This is a genomic window from Mycetohabitans endofungorum, assembly GCF_037477895.1.
In the GTDB taxonomy this organism is placed as follows: domain Bacteria; phylum Pseudomonadota; class Gammaproteobacteria; order Burkholderiales; family Burkholderiaceae; genus Mycetohabitans.
The window spans coordinates 1,127,427-1,149,034 of sequence record NZ_CP132744.1; the positions used below are offsets into that span (position 1 = coordinate 1,127,427).

Annotated in this window: 16 protein-coding genes and 1 pseudogene; 8 read left to right on the forward strand and 9 right to left on the reverse strand. The window is 60.6% G+C overall.

Annotated features, from left to right (window positions below):
* Nucleotides 1-260 precede the first annotated feature (260 nt).
* Entirely contained in the window at nucleotides 261-2,243 is a 1,983-nt protein-coding gene (gene acs, locus RA167_RS05020) for an acetate--CoA ligase (RefSeq protein ID WP_076786842.1), read from the forward strand.
* A 103-nt stretch (nucleotides 2,244-2,346) separates the two neighbouring features.
* Here the strand turns inward: acs and RA167_RS05025 are convergent, their stop codons facing one another.
* On the reverse strand, nucleotides 2,347-3,519 hold the full coding sequence (locus RA167_RS05025) for an F-box-like domain-containing protein (RefSeq protein WP_139337102.1): 1,173 nt from the start codon (nucleotides 3,517-3,519) through the stop codon (nucleotides 2,347-2,349).
* Between the two features lie 152 nt (nucleotides 3,520-3,671).
* On the reverse strand, nucleotides 3,672-5,183 hold the full coding sequence (locus RA167_RS05030) for a cryptochrome/photolyase family protein (protein WP_076786846.1): 1,512 nt from the start codon (nucleotides 5,181-5,183) through the stop codon (nucleotides 3,672-3,674).
* Nucleotides 5,184-6,152: 969 nt separating this feature from the next.
* Here RA167_RS05030 and RA167_RS15630 point away from each other — a divergent pair.
* Nucleotides 6,153-6,326 carry a hypothetical protein gene (locus RA167_RS15630; RefSeq protein ID WP_370642976.1) on the forward strand — a complete coding sequence of 58 codons (174 nt, stop codon included), beginning with the start codon at nucleotides 6,153-6,155 and terminating at the stop codon, nucleotides 6,324-6,326.
* Nucleotides 6,327-6,876: 550 nt separating this feature from the next.
* Here the strand turns inward: RA167_RS15630 and RA167_RS05040 are convergent.
* On the reverse strand, nucleotides 6,877-7,731 hold the full coding sequence (locus tag RA167_RS05040) for a hypothetical protein (protein ID WP_139337103.1): 855 nt from the start codon (nucleotides 7,729-7,731) through the stop codon (nucleotides 6,877-6,879).
* Nucleotides 7,732-7,761: 30 nt separating this feature from the next.
* On the opposite strand from RA167_RS05040, the gene RA167_RS05045 reads away from it, so the two are divergent.
* The 5 genes and pseudogenes from RA167_RS05045 to ldcA all read left to right on the forward strand — a co-directional run bounded on the left by RA167_RS05045 (nucleotide 7,762) and on the right by ldcA (nucleotide 11,660).
* The gene (locus RA167_RS05045) at nucleotides 7,762-8,598 is read left to right on the forward strand and encodes a hypothetical protein (RefSeq protein WP_139337104.1); all 837 of its coding nucleotides are present in this window, start codon (nucleotides 7,762-7,764) and stop codon (nucleotides 8,596-8,598) included.
* Between the two features lie 160 nt (nucleotides 8,599-8,758).
* Nucleotides 8,759-9,826: a phytoene/squalene synthase family protein gene (locus tag RA167_RS05050; protein WP_076787838.1), complete on the forward strand. Its 1,068-nt coding sequence runs from the start codon at nucleotides 8,759-8,761 to the stop codon at nucleotides 9,824-9,826.
* Nucleotides 9,827-9,924: 98 nt separating this feature from the next.
* Nucleotides 9,925-10,086: pseudogene (locus RA167_RS05055) on the forward strand (DUF1992 domain-containing protein); the annotation flags it as partial.
* Nucleotides 10,087-10,110: 24 nt separating this feature from the next.
* Nucleotides 10,111-10,632, forward strand: coding sequence for a tRNA adenosine(34) deaminase TadA (gene tadA, locus RA167_RS05060; protein WP_076786849.1), 522 nt, complete (start codon nucleotides 10,111-10,113; stop codon nucleotides 10,630-10,632).
* A 101-nt stretch (nucleotides 10,633-10,733) separates the two neighbouring features.
* On the forward strand, nucleotides 10,734-11,660 hold the full coding sequence (gene ldcA, locus RA167_RS05065; protein ID WP_076786851.1) for a muramoyltetrapeptide carboxypeptidase: 927 nt from the start codon (nucleotides 10,734-10,736) through the stop codon (nucleotides 11,658-11,660).
* A gap of 77 nt (nucleotides 11,661-11,737) precedes the next feature.
* On the opposite strand, the gene RA167_RS05070 is transcribed toward ldcA, so the two are convergent.
* The gene (locus tag RA167_RS05070) at nucleotides 11,738-13,174 is read right to left on the reverse strand and encodes a hypothetical protein (RefSeq protein ID WP_237574311.1); all 1,437 of its coding nucleotides are present in this window, start codon (nucleotides 13,172-13,174) and stop codon (nucleotides 11,738-11,740) included.
* A gap of 661 nt (nucleotides 13,175-13,835) precedes the next feature.
* On the opposite strand from RA167_RS05070, the gene RA167_RS05075 reads away from it, so the two are divergent.
* Entirely contained in the window at nucleotides 13,836-15,107 is a 1,272-nt protein-coding gene (locus tag RA167_RS05075) for a hypothetical protein (protein WP_139337105.1), read from the forward strand.
* 79 nt (nucleotides 15,108-15,186) lie between these two features.
* Here RA167_RS05075 and RA167_RS05080 read toward each other — a convergent pair whose 3' ends face one another.
* The 5 genes from RA167_RS05080 to RA167_RS05100 all read right to left on the reverse strand — a co-directional run bounded on the left by RA167_RS05080 (nucleotide 15,187) and on the right by RA167_RS05100 (nucleotide 21,552).
* Nucleotides 15,187-16,347, reverse strand: coding sequence for an acyltransferase family protein (locus RA167_RS05080; RefSeq protein WP_076786859.1), 1,161 nt, complete (start codon nucleotides 16,345-16,347; stop codon nucleotides 15,187-15,189).
* A gap of 259 nt (nucleotides 16,348-16,606) precedes the next feature.
* The gene (locus tag RA167_RS05085; protein ID WP_076786861.1) at nucleotides 16,607-17,863 is read right to left on the reverse strand and encodes an oligosaccharide flippase family protein; all 1,257 of its coding nucleotides are present in this window, start codon (nucleotides 17,861-17,863) and stop codon (nucleotides 16,607-16,609) included.
* 76 nt (nucleotides 17,864-17,939) lie between these two features.
* Entirely contained in the window at nucleotides 17,940-19,139 is a 1,200-nt protein-coding gene (locus RA167_RS05090) for a glycosyltransferase family 4 protein (protein WP_076787840.1), read from the reverse strand.
* A gap of 38 nt (nucleotides 19,140-19,177) precedes the next feature.
* A complete protein-coding gene (locus tag RA167_RS05095) occupies nucleotides 19,178-20,920 on the reverse strand; it encodes a mannose-1-phosphate guanylyltransferase/mannose-6-phosphate isomerase (protein WP_076786864.1) in 1,743 nt (580 codons plus the stop codon).
* Complete coding sequence (locus RA167_RS05100) at nucleotides 20,917-21,552, reverse strand: GNAT family N-acetyltransferase (protein ID WP_076786866.1); 636 nt, start codon at nucleotides 21,550-21,552, stop codon at nucleotides 20,917-20,919. Before RA167_RS05100 ends, RA167_RS05095 begins: the two co-directional genes overlap by 4 nt.
* Nucleotides 21,553-21,608: the final 56 nt, after the last annotated feature.

Here is a 21,608-nt window from a genome sequence, read left to right on the forward strand (position 1 = left end):
AGCGATCGTCTTTGCTGCACCGCAACAGCGTCAGTTGTGAGTCAGGCGATATGCTTATCGTAAAGTGCGTATCACTTTGCAGGCCGGGTGGCGCGATATTGCGCCGCCCGGCCGCCGGTCATAAGCGGGGGCGGAGATACTCACGCCGATGGGTAGCAATGCGGCGGCGCGCGGCAGTTTGCCCTGTGCGCTGCGACAGCGATGCGATACGGCGGCACACGACAACGATTTTGTTCATTCCATTATCAGGAGATAGTTTGATGTCTGCCATTGAATCGGTCCTGCAAGAGCAGCGCGTGTTTCCTCCCTGCGCGCAGACCACGGCCGCGGCCGCCATCGCTGGCATGGATGCCTATCGGGCGCTGGTCGCCGAGGCCGAGCGCGACTACGAGGGATTCTGGGCCCGCCTGGCGCGCGAGCACTTGGCGTGGCATAAGCCGTTCACGAAAGTGCTGGACGAATCCAATGCACCGTTCTACACGTGGTTCGAGGACGGTCAGCTCAACGCTTCATACAATTGCCTGGACCGGCAGATCGCCGCGGGCCACGCGCAAAAGAACGCAATCGTGTTCGAGGCTGACGATGGCACGCTCACGCCTGTTTCGTATAGTGAGCTGCACCGGCGCGTGTGCCAGTTTGCCAATGCACTGAAGTCGCGCGGCGTGCGCAAGGGCGATCGCGTGGTGATTTACATGCCGATGTCGGTCGAAGGCGTCGTCGCGATGCAGGCTTGTGCCCGAATCGGCGCGACACATTCAGTTGTGTTTGGCGGGTTTTCGTCGAAATCGCTCAATGAGCGGCTGATCGATGTCGGCGCCGTGGCGCTGGTCACGGCCGACGAGCAGATGCGCGGCGGTAAGGCGCTGCCGCTCAAGCGTATTGCCGACGAGGCACTGGCGATGGGCGGATGCGACGCGGTGAAGGATGTCATCGTCTACCGGCGCACCGGTGGCAAGGTCACCTGGCACGAAGGGCGCGACCATTGGCTGCATGAACTGGTGGCCCAACAGTCTGAGCAATGCGAGCCGGAATGGGTCGGCGCCGAACATCCGCTGTTTATTCTGTACACGTCGGGTTCTACCGGCAAGCCAAAGGGCGTGCAGCACAGCACCGGCGGCTATTTGCTGTGGGCCGCGTTGACGATGAAATGGGCGTTTGATATCAAACCGGACGACGTGTTCTGGTGTACCGCCGACATCGGCTGGATCACCGGCCATACGTATATCGCGTACGGACCGCTTGCGTGCGGTGCGACCCAGGTGGTGTTCGAGGGTGTGCCGACCTATCCGAATGCGGGCCGTTTCTGGGACATGATTGCACGCCACAACGTGAGCGTGTTTTACACCGCGCCCACAGCGATCCGCTCGCTGATCAAGGCATCCGACGCGGACCCGAAGTGCCACCCGAGCGCGTATGATCTGTCCTCGCTGCGTATCATCGGCACGGTTGGCGAGCCGATCAATCCGCAGGCGTGGGTCTGGTATTACGAGCAGGTCGGCGGCAAGCGCTGCCCGGTGATCGACACGTGGTGGCAGACTGAGACCGGCGGCCACATGATCACGCCGCTACCCGGGGCCACGCCGCTGGTGCCTGGCTCCTGCACACTGCCGTTGCCGGGCATCATGGCGACGATCGTCGACGAGACTGGCCAAGACGTGCCGAACGGGCAGGGTGGGATTCTGGTGGTCAAGCGTCCGTGGCCATCAATGATCCGCACGATCTGGGGCAATCCTGAGCGCTTCAGCAAGAGCTACTTCCCGGAAGAGTTGGGTGGCAGGCTGTACCTCGCAGGGGACGGCAGCGTGCGGGACAAGGACACCGGCTATTTCACAATCATGGGCCGCATCGATGATGTGCTAAACGTCTCCGGCCACCGCCTCGGCACGATGGAGATCGAATCGGCGCTGGTCGCCAATCCGATGGTCGCCGAAGCGGCGGTCGTCGGGCGGCCCGATGATACGACCGGTGAAGCGGTGGTCGCTTTCGTCGTGCTCAAGCGCGCCCGCCCACAGGGCGACGAGGCGGTGCAAGTAGCGAACGCATTGCGTGCATGGGTGGCCAACGAAATTGGGCCGATCGCCAAGCCGAAGGATATCCGGTTTGGGGAGAACTTGCCCAAGACCCGCTCCGGCAAGATCATGCGGCGGTTGCTGCGCTCGCTTGCCAAGGGCGAGACGATTACGCAGGATGTATCCACGCTGGAGAACCCGGCGATCCTCGAGCAGTTGAACGAGGCCCGCTGAGCGATGCTCGCCGTCAGCTACTGAAGCGGAAGCCAGATGCCGATACGCGTGCGCTAGTCGACCGTATCCGGCATCCGTGAGCGCCAGATCGACGAGCGTTCGGTCAGGCTCCCGTACGAAGGCGTTCGATATGGTCCAGTGTTGATCGCGACACGATACGGTTCAGTGTTGGCCGCGATAGAGGGTGTGCGTTGGGTGCCGCGTTGCCGCTCAGGTTTCTCAGCCGCTGCACAAGCCGGGACCGTTCCTCGCCTGCTATCGCGTCGTTGGCATCGACGCTGTGCTTGTCGCCGTGTCGGCGGGCTTCGCCTATCGCCTGTTCGAGCAAGCTGACGAACTTGTGCAGCGGCAGGTCTTTAGGCCGCCATGCGAAAACGGCAGTGCAAATTTCGATGTCGGGATTCTCCAACGCGTGCTGATCGCGCTCGCCGGCGAGCATGGCGGCCTCGCTCTCGGAAAAGCCGTAGTTCAGCAAATGAATGGCGTAGTTGCGGTTTGATATCTCGACATTTCCGTCTTGGATTCTCGGAAACAATCGTTCGATCGTCATCGCTTCCTTGCCTTGCAATCCGATGATTCGTGTCAGTGCCGGTGCGCGTTCGCGTTCCGGCAGCGCTTCAATTTGCGACTTCAGGTGGTGTAGCAGGGTGCGATGCTGCAGTTCGCGTGCCGACGCGTTATCACCCGACGGCAAGCTGCTGTCCCGCTCGTTGCGGTGCGCCGCGGGCGACGCGCCGTTATTGGAGCGCATCACGTGATCGATCATCTGATCCAGCACGTCCTTCCTGTCCCGCGGCGCCAGCCATTCAAGTTTAAAAGACTGAATGACCCAATCCAGTTCGGCACGGCTGTGCTCGAGCCGTTCCAACGACGCCGTCCATAGCGTTCTTGCTTGATCGTGCTGCTTGGGGCCGGGGGCCAGCTGGCGAACGGCCTGGAGTTTCTTGTTTACGAGAAAGCAATGCCGTCGGGGCAGCAGTATCTGCCGGAACTTGCGGTTGACCTCGGACAACTGCGCCATATCGCTGAGCGGAAGGCCGCGGAATATGTTGGCGAGAATCTCCGTTGGCATCTCGTTCAGACCAGTGGCGGCCTGCGGGCTGTTGGACGGTTGCTTGTCAACCAGCCCGTCGAGTCGATGCGCCCCATAATGTCGTTGCGCGGTGGTTTGGCACCCGCCTGCATCGGCCGCGTAAGCCGCTGGGGGGACCGGTTCAAATGTCTGCGTGCCTTGACTGGCACGCGATGTGACGCTCAAGGAGAGAGGATGTGGCATTCGGTAGCCTCTGAAAACCGCGATTGTCGGAGCAAGCGCGACAATAGGCTGCACCGGTGCCGAAACGGCAACGGAAGAACCGAATCAGCCATGCAAGACAAGCTGCGCTGCGGTCTCAGCTCGGCCATGACGACGGGCCGCAGCTGCCTGATTCACGGTCCACGCATACACCCCATCGCCTTTAGCGCTCGTTCGCGCGCCTGTTGGTGAGGCACCACCGGCAGTGGATAGTCCTGCCCGAGCCGAACCGACGCAGAAGCCAGTTGTGCGGGTTGTGCGTGCCACGGCGCATGGATGCATCCGGCCGATAAGCGCGCGAGTTCGGGCACCCAGCGCCGCACATAGTCGCCCTGCGGGTCAAATTTCTGCCCCTGTAGCACCGGGTTGAAGATGCGAAAGTACGGTGCCGCATCGGCGCCACTGCCGGCTACCCATTGCCAATTCGCAGGGTTGCTAGCGCCGTCGGCATCGACGAGCGTGTCCCAAAACCAGGTCTCTCCTTCACGCCAGTCGATGAGCAGATGCTTGACCAGGAACGATGCCGTCACCATCCGCACGCGATTGTGCATCCAACCGGTATGCCACAGTTCGCGCATGCCGGCGTCCACAAGCGGATAGCCGGTGCGGCCGCGCTGCCACGCGCGCAGATCTGTGGCATCGACACGCCACGGCATGGTGTCGAATTGCCGTTTGAAATTGACTTGATGCAACGGCGCACAATGGTAGAGCAGATAGTATGAGAACTCGCGCCAGCCAAGCTCGTCAAGAAACTTATCCACGCTGCCGCTCGCGGTGGACGTGCTGCGCCCATTGCCGCAGCGGTGCGCGGCGCGTGCCGCAGACAGTACGGCATGCCATACCTGCCGTGCCGAGAGATTGCCAAAGCGAAGATACGGAGACAGTCGACTGGTTGCCTGCATCGCGGGCACGTCGCGGCCACTTGCGTAGCGGGTCAGCGCGTTCGCGAGAAAATCGTCTAGCTGCGTCCATCCTGCTCGCTCGCCGCATTGCCACGTTTCGCGCAGTCCACCGGCCCAGTCGAGGGTGCGAGGCTGGAGCGCCAATGCAGACAGATTTTTTACGCGTGCCGCCACGGCGACGTTTTCCGGCACCGGAAAGAAGTCGATTCGCTGAGGTCCGGGCCGTGGCGCTTCAGGGGAATACTCGTGGCGCGCGGCGCGCCAGTACGCGCCGAAGACCTGAAACGGACGGCCATCTCGCGTGGCGACGGTCCACGGCTCTCGCAGCAGGTGTCCGTTGAAGGTGAAAGTCGCAATGCCGCGTTCTTTGAGCGCCGTCTTGATCGCGATGTCGGTTTCGCGTTGCGACGCCGAATACCTGCGATTCCAGCACACCTTGATCGCGCCGATTGCCACGGCGAACGCTTCAATGGTCTGCGACTCGGAGCCGTGAAGGACAGTCAATTCGCCGCCCAACGCGATGAGCGCAGCATTGAGTGCGTGTAGAGATTCATGGAGCCACCAGCGCCCAGCTGCGCCCGGCGGGCGCGTATTTCGTGGCGCCGGGTCGTGAACATACACGCACACGACAGGGTGACCCGTGGCAATGGCGTATTCGAGCGCGGGATTGTCGGCTAGGCGTTGATCGTCGCGAAACCACACGACGACGGGCGGTAGCGAGTAGGGCGGCGCAGACGGCGGCATTGGGAAGTCGCGAAGCGGGTAGCCAACATAATCTTCATAATACGGGTTCCCGCGCGGATGACTGTTGGAATTTATCAACAGCGTCGCATCGTTTCCTGCAGGCTACAGGCGGGCGGGGTAACTAGCGGGAGGTGTCGGGCAGCGAAGACTTGCGTGCGGTCAGCGGTGAAGTCCGCATCCTTGTGCTGGCTCGTGTTACGGACTCTTCTGCAAGCTCGCGTGTATTGCCTCGATCAGCGCATGGTCGTTGGCTTCCTCGATTTCTTGAGTCGTAACCGGAGGCCGTGTCGGGTCGCACATTCTGTCATGCAGGTCTCGTTGCAGTGGGGTCAACGCGCCTCTGACGGCTGCCCCGACACGTTCGTATTCAGCCTGTTCCACGCTGTTATCTAGCGGCGGCGCGGAAGGTTGCGGTGCGCAGGACTGCGGCTCGGCAGGCGAAGGCGGTGCTATTAGGGCAGCGGGGGGGAATGAGTTATAAGGGAAAAAGTACGCCTGCGATTGGTTCAGGAACTGCGGCATGGTATTGGCGAAGGGTCCATTTGCAGTCCAGAGAAGATTGCGCAGAGCAGCGACCGGCCCCCACGACGGTATCTGGGAAGGCGCAGGTGCCGGACGCGCGCCTGAACTCACGGGCGTGGGCGTTGTTGTTTCAATGGGTCCCAGTCGTGGCGGTGTGGTGAGGTAAGGACCGTTGTCTGACATGTGGTGTTCCAGAAATAGCTGGACGAGCGCGGCAGCGAAGCGAGCGCCCGTCATATGTCGGATATCGATTATCGCTGTTGCGCCATCCGGCTCGCGCGTCGGTCGGCGCAATCGTGGATGGTGTCGCGAAGTCGATTCAAACAAGATCGATCCAGCGACGGAGCAAGCCGTTGCGGCGGCAGTCGGCTGGCAGCGCAATCTGTTTGCTGACGCGCCTGTTTCGGCGGGCAGCGGCGGCGCGCGCAGGCCGGTACGCTCACTTTCATGGTCGGCGCCGACATGCAGTTGTTCGAGCGCATTCAACTGGTGTTGCTGAGCATGGGAAAGAACGTCGTTCGTTGCGGTGAACCGGGCATGGGGCAGATGGCCAAGATCTGCAACAATCTGGTCGCCGGCGAATATTTGCCCGACCCGATGGCAAATCCTTGTCCGACTTGATTACATCTTGGGCGTCTCGCCGCCTGTATATGCCAGCTCCCGTGACGATAGACTGCCGCATCCCGTTTCCCGGTTGTAGAATGTCACGCCACTGACACTACTCTGCCGTGTGGCGTTGTCATCGATGTTTTGAACGCCCGTCGGCCGCGGGTATTCCTATGTTGTTCGATGTTGCGCCGAGGTAGCTTGTTTCAAGCAAGATGATTGAGTGGCCCGGCGCGTTTCGCCAAGCACAAAAGAAAAGTGGCCGGCGGCAATAGACAGGCTATGGGTGGCCAATATCTCGCGGGTCTTTTTCAGTCGTGTTGATTTCTCGGAATCGAGTGCATCACGCATGGCATCGGGAATCGATCACACGGTTTCGAGTTGAGCAAAAGACAGCTTTACACGGATTGAGCAATTGAGTAAAAAAGCGGTGCCGTTTAATCTAGTTTTCGAGCAAAGGAAGCGGAATAGGGCGGCGTTAAAAGACGCTCGAACCGCGAGTGAATCGGTGCACGCCAACGCGGCCTTGAAGGATTTAGCCGCATCCGGTTGGCTTATCAGGGCATTACGTTACAGAATAATCCGGTTTGTCGCTGTGATGCTTATGGGTGCTGCGGGGGCATGTGGGGGCGGCGGCGACAAGTCTGATGATGACAGGGTCCAACGCGTAGTCGTCAAAGAGGCGGACGGGGAACGAGAGCGGACCCGGTCGCCAATGGATCCCGTACAAGGCCAGCACACCGGTACCACGGCCGGTTCTCCAGCCCCTACGATAAATTCGGCCCATACGACGAATATCATCAACATTACAAATGTAGGCCGATTTTATGCGACGGATGGAAAGGTCGAGATTGGTAGTCTGAATCACGACAAAGGCAGGAAGAGGCGTAGTACTTGGCGGACAGGCCACAGCGTAAGCGAAGCTGTGGTGAATGACTTGAATGTGGGCGGGGGCGAGTACGAAGCGCGGATCTCGGACGTCGGCGTACAGACCGAACCTGAGCCCGCCGTCCAAGTCGCGGACGTCGGCGTACAGACCAAACCTGAGCCCACCGCCCAAGTCGCGGACGTTGGCGTACAGACCGACTCCGAGCCCGTTGCCCAAGTCGCGGACCTCGGCGTACAGACCGACTCTGAGCCCGCCGCCCAAGTCGCGGACGTTGGCGTACAGACCAAACCTGAGCCTGCCGCCCAAGTCGCGGACGTTGGCGTACAGACCGACTCCGAGCCCGTTGCCCGAGTCGCGGACCTCGGCGTACAGACCGATTCCGAGCCTGCCGCCCAAGTCGCGGACGTTGGCGTACAGACCGACTCCGAGCCCGTTGCCCAAGTCGCGGACCTCGGCGTACAGACCGAACCCGAGCCTGCCGCCCAAGTCGCGGACGTTGGCGTACAGACCGAACCCGAGCCCGCCGCTCAAGTCGCAGACGCCGATGTACAGACCGGACTCATGGAGATGCACGAAGCACAAGGCCAATACGTCGGCCGCGTAAGAGACATCTACGGTTTCACCGCGTTGGTCACCCCGGCGGGCAGGTTTTATGCGATATATACTGATGGCAAAGACATAGGTGAGGCCGACGACATAGGTGATGCCGTTGTTGGCGATCTCGGCAATCTCGGGAAGGGAATCCTCTATCGAAAGGAGCAGCCTGCAATCAAGGTCACATTAACGGCGTTGCCCGCTTCCGGCCGTTCGCTGACTTCCATCGTCGGTTCCACACTAGTCTCAACCGCGTCCAACCTAGTCTCAACCGCGTCCAAGCGGCGTTTCAGTTATCAGAATACTGCCGAAGAGGTCAACGACGCGTACCTCAATCGGCGATCGATTCACCTCGTCGCATCCGCCGAGGGACTGCCGCCGCTCGACTTCAATGGCAGTATCAGCACAGTGTTACATACCACGCCGGCTGTGAGCAAAGTAGCCGGGACATACAAAGGCATGTCCAGCAAACGTGACTACCATGTCAACGAGACCAATATGCCGAGCATACTTGACAATATGCCGGGCATACTTGAAATGACGATCGATTACCAGGGCAGGATCAAAGGAACAGAGGGATATTGCTCGTTTGCCGGCAAGATCGTTCCTCGTGAGTGGGGCAATGCCTACGATATCGAGATTGGGTTCGCAGACAACATGATGTGTTCCTACCAAAACTTGATGGTTCGCGGCGTAGCTTTCTACATTAAACAGGAAAAGAGAGACCGGCTTCGCGCGATAATGCAAACGTCGTGCAAGGGCGGCATGCTGTTCAACGTGACGCGCGTCGACGCCAATCCGTGAACCGGTACAATGCTGGCTGTGACTGTTAATTCATGGCTGCGCGATGTCCGATTCATCGTTCGACTCTCGCTCCGGTTGCGCTGCAGCGCACGCGCGGTGTGCCGCCGGGCCGGTGGCCGGCTCGCAACCGCCCGCCTCCGTGACCGCTGCTGACCAATCCATGCGTGATCCGGCGCGAGATTTCCTGCTCGGTCCGCTGCTCAAGGGAGTGTCCCGCTCATTCTACTTGACGCTGCGCGTGTTACCCGCCGGCATGCGGGACCCGGTGGGCCTGGCGTATCTGCTGGCGCGCGCCGCCGACACGATCGCAGACACACCGCTGATCGAGCCCGCGTTGCGGCTGAAAATGCTATTGACACTGCGTGCGCACGTGAATGGCGACGAACACGATTGCGGGCCACTGCGCGAGATTGCCGGGCAGTTGGCTGCGCAACAACAGTCCGACGAGCGGCTGCTGCTGGAATCGCTCGAGCCGGCACTGGCGATCCTGCAGCAGTTGGACGAGCGCGATCGCGAGGCGGTCCGTGACATTGTGTCGACACTCACACGCGGCATGGAATTCGATTTGATCACGTTTGCGCACGAGCGCTCCGGGCAGATCGTGGCGTTACGTGCATGGCACGAGCTGGATCAGTACACCTACATGGTCGCCGGCTGCGTCGGCGCGTTCTGGACCGAGATGACCTATACGCATCTGCCACGCGCGCTGCACGGCGACCCCGTGGCGATGTCGGAGCGCGGTGTGCGTTTTGGTAGGGCACTGCAGCTGACTAACGTGCTGCGCGATTGCGCCAAGGACCTGCGGACCGGCCGCTGCTACTTGCCGTCCACGATGCTCGAGCGGTACGGCTTGACGCCGCAGGATCTGTTGACTGCCGAGGCGGCTGGCCGTGCGCGCCCGGTGATGTTAGAACTCGTGCGCCATGCGCTGGACCAGTTCCGCGACGCAATCGACTATACGCTGGCGATCCGCCGTTCGGCGCCGCGCCTGAGGCTGGCATGCCTGTGGCCGATCGTCATCGGCCTGAAAACGCTGCTGTTGCTGGTCGACAGCGCGAACTGGTTGGTGCCGGAGGCGAGCGTCAAGGTTCGACGCCAGCAGGTGTACGGCGTTATCGTCACCTCGATCCTGCTCGTCGGGTCCGATACGCTGCTGCGCGCATGGCTGGAGCGGTTGATCGCTGCAATAGAGTGCCGGCTCCATTGCACTTCGCGCGACGGCGGTTGAACCGCGTTAGAGTTTGGTATTCTTGACGCGCATTTCGAATCTTGTCCGTCTATGAAACTGCTCGACGTGCTGGTTGAACAGCGCATCGCCGCCGCGGCCGCGCGGAGCAGCATCGCCTGCGGGCGAAGTGGCTGGCGCTGACCATGGCGCTCGAATCGCTGCGTGGCGGGCCGATGGTGGTGCCGCACGAGTATTGCCGCCGTGTCGCTGAACGCCTAGCTGGCTGTGGCGGCGCCGTCGCGCCAGCAGTGATCGACTGAACGACCCTTCGACGCGGAGCTTGCATGCACAACAGCGGTTTGTCTGACGCGGGCCCGTTGGCCCGGGATCTGCGTTTCATGGCGTTGGCGCGCGCCGCCGCGCGCCACGCTTATGCGATTGGCGAAGTGCCGGTGGGCGCCGTGATCGTGCGGGGCGATGAAGTGATTGCGCAGGGCTTCAACCAGCCGATCAGCACTCACGACCCGTCTGCGCATGCGGAGATGGTCGCGCTGCGAGCGGCTGCACAGGCGTTGTCTAATTACCGGATGCCGGGCTGCGAATTATATGTAACGCTCGAGCCGTGCCTAATGTGCGCGGGCGCGATCATGCATGCGCGCATCGCTCGAGTGGTGTTCGGCGCGCATGATCCGAAGACTGGCGCGTGTGGCAGTGTCGTTGACGTGTTCGCGCAGCCGCGGTTGAATCATCATGCAAGCGTCGTTGGCGGCGTACTGGCCGATGAATGCTCGCACGAGCTAAGCCAGTTCTTCGTCGAGCGCCGCCGGCAGCTGCGCGCGTCGCGCACACTCGGCGATGCAAATTGATCCCGGTCGACGTCGTGCCGTGTGATCCCAATTGACGTCGCGCCGTGCTGGCACGGGTCGCAGTACGCGCCGCGCACCGTCTTTCCCCGCACAGGAGTGTCATGAAGCCCCGCACGATCGAACTGATTGCCCCTTGCGGCTACCCGCAGGATCCACAAACCGTTGCCCGGGCGCTGGCGCGCTGGGTCGATGCTGGCCATCACATTCGGGGCATTGATACGAGCGAGCGGCGCTTCCAGCGCTTCGCGGGCACGGATACACAACGGGCCGCGGATCTGAATCGGCTTGCAGACCCTGCGCGGGCGCTGCCGGACATCGTGCTGGCTGTGCGCGGCGGCTACGGCGCGATTCGGTTGCTGCATGGACTGGACTACGCGGGATTGCAACGCCGGCTGGCTGGTGAACCGATCGCGATCTGCGGCCATAGTGACTTCACCGCGATCCAGATGGCGCTGTTCGCGCACAGCGGCCTCATTACGTTCGGCGGCCCGATGCTGAGCAGCAACTTTGGCGCGCCGAGACTGAGCGAATTCACAGTCGAGCATTTCTGGACGGCGATTAGCAAACCGGAATTCACGATTGGCGAGCCGACGCCGCAGCCTGACGACGTCGACCTGCACGGCACGCTGTGGGGCGGCAATCTCGCGACGATCGCTGCGCTGGCCGGTACGCGATACTTGCCGGACATCGATGAGGGCATCTTGTTTGTTGAGGACGCCAACGAACATCCATTCCGCGTCGAGCGGATGCTGTACCAATTGCATCTGGCCGGCATCCTACCGCGCCAACAGGCGCTGGTGCTCGGCGATTTCACCGGGGTGCGGTTGTCGGACTATGACAATGGCTATGATTTTGACGCGATGGTCGAGCAGATCCGCGCGCTGACCGGTATTCCGGTGATCACCGGGCTGCGTTTTGGCCACGGCGCGGATACTGTGACGCTGCCCGTGGGCGTGCCCGCGCGGTTGAAAGCCGGCGCCGACGGCTTTACGCTGACAATTAGCGGCCATCCGACCCTGGCGGAGTAATACTACCTGTGGCAGCGGGGCTATCCGACGCTGGATTGTAGCGAGGCGCCGGGAACCAAGAAGCGCTGTCTCGCGCGTCAAGCCTCGCGCATGTGTGAGGTGCGCGCGGTCAGCTCCACTTCATGCCGGTCCGCGACCTGTCGTGCGCGATTGCGGTGATACAGCCGGCAATAGGCGAATGCAACGAAGGTCCACGGTGCAAGATATGAGAACTCCGGCACCGATACCATCATCATCATATAGGTCGCGACGCAGCACTGCCGTAGTGCGATTGCCTTCGGCGCCCAATCGAGCTTGAATGCTGGATACAGCAATAGCCCACTGAACAGGGCGATGCCCAGCAGGCCACTGTTGACTAGCAGCGTTGAAAACATGTCGGTGGTGCGGATGTAGCCGAAGCCGATTCCCACCAGCTTGTTCGAAACGGGCGCATTGAGCCAGAAGTCGATAGCAGCCATGAACCCGGCCGAGCGCTCCTGGCCCGATGAATTGGCGCCGGTGAGTTTCTTGATCACCACGTCATCCGCCAATTGCACGACTTGCTCGTTAAACACGATGACGATCGCGATGATGGCAAGCGCCGCAAGCACCAGCTTGATGATATTGATCCGCGTGTGCATCATCCGGATGCCGAGGTAGCACAGGTAGCCGACCATCGCCGTCGTGGAGGCCGTCATCACGAGCGACGCGCCAATCATGATCGCGGGCCAGCGCGACCGTTGCACGGTGCGCGCATAGACCCAGAACGGGAACATCGACAGCGCATACATCGACGGTTCACCCGTCAGCGACTTCAGGCGCTGCATCGAAATACCGCCGACGCCCATTGTCTGAAAGTCGCTGCCCGTGACGATGTCCTTAGGCAGCGGCCGGGCCAGTGTGTTGGTGAACTGACGATTGGACAGAAAGTCGCCCGACTGGCCGGTTACAAAATAGTAGGCGCACTCATAAAGTCCGTACACGGCAAACAGTACGCCGGAGGCAACGATGATGCGATCCCATGCGTCATCGTAGTAGACGTACAGGTAGGTGCCATAGAGAACCACCGCGACGACATAGAGAGATTGCGTGAAAAGCGAAGAGCGCATGACAAACGAATGGTCATACGGATTGACCAGCGATAACGTGTCGAGGTCAGGCGTATAACCGTCGGTCAGGTCGGCTAGCTGCGTCAGTGTGAACAGCAATACCCAGACAAAAATCGCGGTTAAAAGGATACGCAAATAGCGGGTACGCTCGCCGCCTCCATACAGCATGGCGATTGCCAGTGATAAGAAGCACATCAAATAACCCGGCGTGGTGCCTTGCACACTGGGAAACACCAGCACGGACGTGATCGGCACAAAAAATGCCCACACCAGATAATAACGATCCACTGCCTTAAAGGCACCACGTGCCGTACCGGAGCCAAACCTCTCGTTCCATGATGGACCGACGACGTGCTGCCCATCGCCGGGACGCGCTGGTGCGGCAGACAGAGTGCGGCCGCGATGGTTCGAATTCGTGTCGTTCATCTCACAGGGTGTTCCGCAATCAATCACTGAAGCAACCGCTGGCTATTGCCGTCATGGCATCGGGCCATTACCGTTGCATCTTGTGACGCACTTGAGCCGGGAGGGGCGTATACGCTTTGGTTATTGGGCATAGCATCGCGTACGATCCAACGCGTATCAGTGCGTTGACGTACCATTTCGAATTAAAGACGTGCCGGCGGCGGGCGCATGGATAGGGTGCTTGCTGTTGGCGACAGCCATACCGGGTACATCATATTGCCGGTACATTGGATCGAGCACGGTAATGGGCTACGTTATGCGTCGTCAGCGTGTGTGCAGCGAAACATCAATCTTTTCAAGTGCCCAAACCAAGTAAAATGTACTCTCGTTCTTTTGACGCATGAAGCGTCATCCTAGTTCTCTTAGCTGTGCGTGCAAATAATTTGCTCGCTGGCTAGCTTCGGGTTTGTCGATTCGGCTGTCGATTGCTATCCGCACCCTGTGTCACTGTGCGTCCGGCTTCAATCCACCGTTTCGTCACGAAGAAGTTCCATTCCTACGAAGTGCAAGACGACGCCCGGTGTTCCAGAGGTGCGGTTCTTCGTCGCGTCCAATGTGGCACGGGCACGAAGTGCTTTCGTCAAATATTTGGCGAAGGCAAGTGCGTTTCGATGATCGACCTTTGTATGACTATACATTCAAATTCATGATTTCGAAGAAGAGAAATTCATCTAAAAGCGCTTACCATTGCGCCTCAAACGTCGATTTGGATTCCCAAGGCGGTGCGAAAGGCGCGCTATGCGTGCGACGTGAATTCCTTCGCACACTGGTTGCTACTGCCGGAACGATGGCGCTGGCGGTGTGTGCAAGCAGCGAGGTAGGGGCTGCTAGTCTCGGCCGCGCGCGCCGCTGGCCCAGCAGTGGCGCAGCTTCGTCAGGTTCAGCAGCATCGGCTTCGAGTGCTGCTAGTACTACACCCGTCAGTGTGACGACATCCAGTGTCGCGGCAACATCCAGTTCCATGTCGTCGAACAGCTACAATGCCGTGTCGTCTGGGTTCTTCGGGATTAACGGACACATTAATTCGGGTAATGCGTATGGCACGGCGTTTGCCACACAGATAGCCTACATGCGCGACCTTGGCATTTCGAATGTTCGCCAAGACGTCTGGGATACGATTGGGGCAAAGAGCATTGCATCTTTCGTTGACACATTGAGGGGGACTGGCATTAGCGTTTCAGTGGTGATTACCCCAAAGCTATCCAATACCGATGAAGCCTCTGCGTACAGCAATAGCTTTCAGCTCGCGTACTCCATCGCAAGTATTCTAAAGGGCAAGGTGCTGTTGTATGAGTGCGGTAACGAAATGGAAATCGGTTTCGTCTCCCGTGGCGGCAACTTTCGCACCGACTACCGAGCGACGCCGTACTTTATTTATCGCGGGATGATACGCGGCATGATCGATGGTGTACGCGCCGCAGATCCCCGCGCGGCAGTGGCCGTTACCGCCGGGTGGTTGCACTTCGGTATTCTGCAAATGTTGGCCGACGGCACGGATCCACAAGGTGGAACGAGTGGACCACGCGTCAATTGGGATGTCACCTCCTGGCACTGGTATAGCGATATGGGGGACATCACGAATGCAAACGGTATCGACGTGCTTCATGAGTTGACGCGGCGCTTCCGGCGACCGATCTGGATTTCCGAGTATGGTTATCGACCGTATGGTCAGTCCGGCAACACGCTGCTTAATGCACAAGCGAGTTATCTGGCCACTCAAACGCGGCAGTTCGTGAAGCTCAAGTCGCAGTACAGTTTGTTGCAGTCGATCCAGCTGTATGAACTATTCGACATGTCGGCTGACGATGGCTATGGCCTGATCGAGTCGGATGGTGTCACGAAAAAGCCAGCCTATAGCGCCGTAAAAGAAAGCATTGCCAGCAGCAAGGCGTAGCGACGGAGTACTACGACTCGACGCTCGTGCAATGAGCGTTGCCGACGCATGGGGTTAGCGCGGAATTGGCGCCTGCGTTTCAGGAGCGCTGCGAACATGCTACAGCGGGCCGGGCCCGCTCCGTCAAGTGGGTCTGGCGCGCGCAGGTCAGCGCATGTCCCGCGCGGATGCTAGGCGCTTCGCAAAACTTGAAGCTCAGCCAGGACAGTGCGATTGCCGGCACCAACGGGGCAAGCATATAGACACCAAGCGGCGCACCAGTCCATTGATAGTGCCTACACAGCCAGAACACGAGATATAGCGGTATGCCATGCAGTAGGTACACGGAGTAGCTGAGTCTGCCTAACCAAGCAAATGACCGGCGATGAACCTTGAATGTGGTTGCGAAGCTGACAAACAACGTGATGCCGACGAGGTAGCCGATCGACGACGAAACGTGCGCATAATCATGGCGTCGAAGATTGTAGAGAGTTATTGCCACCGCAGTTAAAGCGATCAGTGCGGTCAACGCGATCAATACGCCACGGTAGGTCATCGACAAGGTAGGGGTAGAGCCCCTGCGCGGCCAGATAAACAAGATTGCGCTGGGTTCGTCGTACGCTTTGCGGAATACTGCACCCCAGAACATGATGGACAAATGATACAGCATTCCTTTGTACTGTCCCAATGCATGACTAGGAATGACATGCAATGCAGTGGTCAAGACGAACAGTATGCATAGTCCCGCGCTGGCGGTAACGAGTGCGCGCATTTGATGCAGCAAGCCACCCCAGAACAAAACTAGACATAGAATATAGAAATACAATTCGGTTTCCAATGTCCAGTAGTGGCCCATGATTGTGTCGAAGCCGAATGCCGTCGGAATCATCGTCAGGTTGACAAGAATGCCGATGCTACTCATCTTTTGTTGGAACAGCGTCCAGTACGCAAAATATCCAAGCGGTATCGAAAACCAGAATGCGGGATACAGCCGCATGAAACGGCGTATCAGAAATTTACGCGTACCATCGGCGATGCTGCCCCGCAGGCTGTTTGGAATCAGCATTCCGCTGATTCCAAAAAAAATCACGACACCGACGCGCCCGAAGTTAACTGAACGCTGCAGTGCATCCAATCCATGTTGAGATCCGGCCAGAGGGGCGAGCAGTTCGGCATAGTGCGTCCAGATAACGAACAATACCGCGATAGCGCGCATCGCGTCGATGTGGTCTAAACGGCCATTTGCTGGAGGGTTTGTCATTCAGTGGCCCTGGATCTGGTTATCGAGGAAGTCCATAGGATATGGACGATCCGCATCGATTGCAGCATTGTCTTCGTGACCCTACCCCGTGGCTGCGGCATCCAATCATGCGGGTGGGTACGTGTATGCAAAGTTCTTTACATTACAGTCGAACACGAGGCGCTTCGGTGTGTCACCGCACATCCATTAAAATTCAAGCAGTACGCCAAAAAAATTGACCCAAACGGTTGGAAACGATAGCGCATTTTTTTCGCAATCGCTATTGCCGCGGCGCCGCCCGCCCAATCAGCGACACGCCTTGCACATAAAGAATGTAAGCCAGCGCGGCCGCCACTGCACTCTCCGCGACCAACACCGCGGCGGCCGCGCCTTGTTCGGCGAACCACTTCGCGAGCAACGGCAGCAGAGCAACGTTGAGGAAGCCGGAGGAGATCAGCACGCGGCTGAACGCGGTCTTCATACCCAGCGGCAGCATCGTTTGTACGCCGAACAGATCCGTCATCCCCGCCATAAATGGAATGAACGCCATCCAGCGCAGCACGCCGATCGTCGGCTCGTAGTTCGCGCCGTACAGAATGCGCACCGCAAGCGGCGCGCAGAAAAAGATGCATAGCGAGATCGCCAACACCATCGCGCCCTGAACTACGAACAACTTGCGCAGGAAGGTCATCGCATCTTCACGCGCATGGTGCATCAGGTAGCTGATGTGCGGGTACGCAGCGGCTTTCATCGGCTGCAACATGCTGATCGCGGCGCGAATCAGCTTGTCGCCCGCGGCGAAATAGCCGGCGGCGACGTTGCCTGAGACAAAGCCAAGCAGCACGGTATTGGTCGATGCATAGAACGCGACCGACGTCGACGCGAGGAATACTTGCCAGCCGCCGGCTAGTGCATCGACGATATCCGCGATGCTTACTCGAACAAATTCAACCTCACGTCGGATGAACATGTAGACGAAGATCGCGATGCCCGAGCCAAGCGGCACGGCGGCGTTGACGACCATCGCGAGCGTGACGTCGGAACGCTCGCGCACGAGCAGGAACATCGCGGGGACGCTGAGCGCGCGGCTGGCGAATAGCAGCAGGCTCATCGTGCGCAGGTTCTCCACGCCCTGAAAGTACCAACTCGGTGTGAGCGCGGCCCCGATGGTCATGCCGAAGCCGATGATCAGCAGCGTGCGGTCGAAGGCGAAGCGATCGACGATGAAGGTCAACGCGAGCAGGATGACGAATCCGGCCACGGTGATCGCCACCTGCGCGAGAAAAGTGGCCCAGAACACGCGCGAGCGCTCGGCGCGATTTCCGCGTGCGAGCGCGATGCGCGGCGTGGCGGTTAGATCGAAGCTGTAATTGGTGAAATTGATGAAATAGGTGATGACAGCCAGCGCGAACGCAAGCTGGCCGTAGCCCTCAGGGCCAAGAACGCGGGTGAGCAACGGCAGCGTAAGCAGCGGTACGACGTAGGTCGAGACCTGCAGCGTCATCAACAACAGAAAGTTTTTCTTTACGGACGACATGTCCCGCTCCGGACTGGAGAAAATGAACCGGCACAGGTCGTGCACCGCAGCTTCACGCGGGTGTCACGCTGATCGATCATGCCCATTTGCGTACGGTATCGGGTTCTGTTCCGGCATGTAAATCGAGTAGGGCGCTCAACCGTGTCGCATAGTGCTCGCGCGTATACTGGGACCAATCGTAGCGGCGCCGCGTGTTGCGCAAATGCATGCCCAGTGCATCGAGCGCGGCGACCAGGCTGGCAGGTGTGCGCTGGTACTTGATCTTGTTGCCGATTTCATCGCCAAAACTGGCCAGGCTGCCCAGATCGTGCACGAGCACTGGCAGACCCATCATCGCCGCCTCGACGATCACCAACGGTGCGTTTTCAGCCCAGATCGACGGCAGCAGGACCGCATCGTGCGCGCGCAACGCCTCAAACAACTGCGCGTGGTCGAGCCGACCTGCAAAGCGCAATCGGCCGTTATCGACCAGCGCCTTGTACTTCGCGTGCAGGGCATCGCGTTGCGAGCCGTCGCCGTAGACGGTCACGCTGCTGAGCCGATGCCATTGCGTGTGGCTGGCCAGTTCGAGAAACGGATCCAGTCCTTTTTCGGGCTCGATGCGTCCAACGAACGCCAGGTCGAAGCGGTCCTTGTCGACGGTGCGGGGCGGCGCCTGGACGATGCGGGTATTGACCGGATTGGGCAGGATTGCTGAGCGCGTAATGCCGCGCCGTGCCAGCGCATCGCGCATGTAAGGGCTTGGGCACAGGAACTGGTCAAAGACAGCAGACGGATTCAACAACGTATCAACCACGTGCCAATGCAGCTTTTTCACCGCATCGTGCAGCATGCCGCGCGCACTGGCGCATGTGAGCAGCCGCCGGCTGTCGCTCAGCGCCTCCAGCGGCAGAGGCTTGGACACGCCCGGTTGCGGATAGATCAACAGATTCGGGTTGTAGAACACCAGGTGGTAGTCATGGCAGGTCAGGAAGGTCCGGTAACCGAGCTTGCGCTTGTATCGTTGTATGACTGGCAGAATCGATGGCGACAGCAGACTGTGATAGTTGTGCACCAACACGCGTTGGGGCTGCACGCGTTCGATCGTGGCGGCCAGCGCGCGCGCCGCGGCAGGATTCCACGCGCGCCGCGCCATGCCATGCGCGGGGGGCACTGATCGTTCGTCGAAGCCCTCGGCGTCCACGCCGGGCAACTCCCGCAGTACGTCCACCGAGGTCCGGTACACTTCCTCCGCCCCGCCTTTGCGCACGAAATCGTTGATGACCAGCACCTTCATCTCGCGCTCGGCGACGGTGGGTCCCTTGGCGCGCACGGTCAACGGCCGGCCCGCCATGCGCTCACGCCGCCGCGCGGCGCGGCCGTGGCGCTCGGCGTTCCCTCAGCGCGGGAGACAGCCGTGTCTGAAACGGCTTGCACAGCATCGGCGACTCCCGCCGCATGAGCGGTTGCGACGGGTGTGGCACCGGACGTGCTGGACACGCCGGGTGCGCTGGGTGCGCCATGTTTGCCGGATGCGCCGGATGCGCCCGGTGCGCCCGCCGCCGGCTGAGAGGCTCGGCCGTACTGGTCGTCCAGCCGCACGATATCGTCCTCGCCCAGGTAGTGTCCGGATTGCACCTCAATGATCTCCAGCGGCGTCTTGCCCGGATTCTCAAGCCGGTGCACCGTGCCCAGCGGGATATACGTCGATTCGTTTTCGCTCAGCAGGAACGTGTTGTCGCCGCACGTCACGCGCGCGGTGCCGCGCACCACGGTCCAGTGCTCCGCGCGATGGTAGTGCATCTGCAGCGACAATTGCTTGCCCGGCTCGACAACGATGCGCTTGACCTGGAAACGCTCGCCGTGGTCGATGGAGTCGTAATAGCCCCAGGGGCGATGGACCTTGCGATGATCTTCGGCTTCGACGTATTGCTCGGACTTGAGCCGTGCCACCACGGCCTTGACTTGCTGTACATCATGCTTGTTAGCGACCAGCACTGCATCGGCGGTCTCGATCACCACGATGTCCTTCAAGCCAACGCAGGCGATCAGGCGTCCTTCGGAATGCGCGAAGCTGTCCTCCGTGCCTTCGAAGATCACGCGGCCGCGCGATACGTTGCCGGCTGCGTCCTTCGGCAGGATTTCCCAGATGGCGTCCCAGGAGCCGACGTCGGACCAGCCGGCCGCCAGGGGCACAACGACGCCTTGGATACCCGGACCCGCTGGATCGGCGAGCCGTTCCATCACGGCGTAGTCGATCGAATCGGACGGGCATGCGTCGAAGGCGACCGCGTCTGCCTTGAAAAAGCCACCGGCTTGCTCTGCGCCGCTTCGCCAAGCTGCTTCGCAGGCGGCATGCATAGGCGGGTTCAGCGCGGCGATTGCCGCGAGCCAGGTTGACGCGCGTACCACGAAGATGCCGCTGTTCCACCAATATTCGCCGGACTGCAGGTATTGGCGGGCCAGTTCCTGGTGCGGCTTCTCGACGAAGCGCTCGATTGCGTGGCCGCCCAGTGTGCCATTGGTATGCTGCACCGGTGCGCCGATTCGGATGTATCCATAGCCGGTCTCTGCGTGCCGGGGCAGCACGCCAAGCGTGGCGATGGCGCCGGCTTGCGCGTAGCAGGCGGCCAGCGCGATGGCGTCCTGAAACGCCTTCGGATCAGTGACCGCATGGTCGGCGGGCATCACCACCAGCACCGGGTCGCCGTGACGCGCCTGCGCGTCCAGCGCAGCAAGCGTGAGCGCTGGCGCGGTGTTGCGTGCTACCGGCTCCAACAGGATGCGGGCGGACTTGCCACTGGCGCGCGCCTGCGCGGCACTCATGAAACGGTGGCGCTCGCCGCACACGAGCAGCAGTTCGTCATCTAGCGTCGCGCTGCTGATGCCGTCCAAGCGACGGGCAGTTGCCGTCAGCAGCGATTCATCGGCGATCAGGCCAATCAATTGCTTTGGGTGGTGCTCGCGCGACAGCGGCCACAGCCGCGTGCCGGAACCGCCGGCCAGGATCACCGGCAGCAGGTGCGGCGGCGCGTCGGCCGGGACGGAAGACGTGAATGTAGACTCGGTGCCGGTCATCGATTTACTCCGGAATCTGCGGGAAGGCGAGGTGAGAATGGGTAAGCGTCCGGTTCGGTGCGCGCATCGGCGCGCGCCGCGCGGGCCGGCTGGGCGATGCTGCCTAGCGCGCCGGCCACCGGCTCGACGAGGCCGCGCACGCCGCGTAGTAGGCCGCGGCTGGGCAAAGTCGCGTCGCGCATTGAGTGGATCATGCCGATGTACGGCATGCCGTGTTCGAGGAACGGTCCATCGACCTTGCGAAAACCAAACCGGCTATAAAACGCTTCGCGGTAGATCGGCGAGTGGATCCGCACCGGCGCACCTGGCCAACGCTCGCGCGCATGGCCCAGCGCCCGCCTGAGCAGTCGCTCGGCGGTGTCGTCGTCGCGCCGCGCGGCGCTCGTCAGGAATTTGTCGATCATCGTTTCCGGGTCGATGTCATCGCCCGGCAGCAGGCGCGCGTAGCCTCCCACCGATCGCTGCTGCGCGCGTGTATCGATCGCGAAAACGTGCAACGCGTGCTCGTCTTTGCCGTCGATGTCCAAGTGCACGTGAGCGTCCTCGACAACTAGTACGGCATTGCGCGCGCGCAGGATCAGATATAGCTCGTCCGAACTCAGTTGCCTGAATTCGCAGCATTTCCAGTCCATGATGGGTTCCTCGTTCAGCCAGCGCGGAAAACGTCAAGCGTGGCCGGATAGCACCG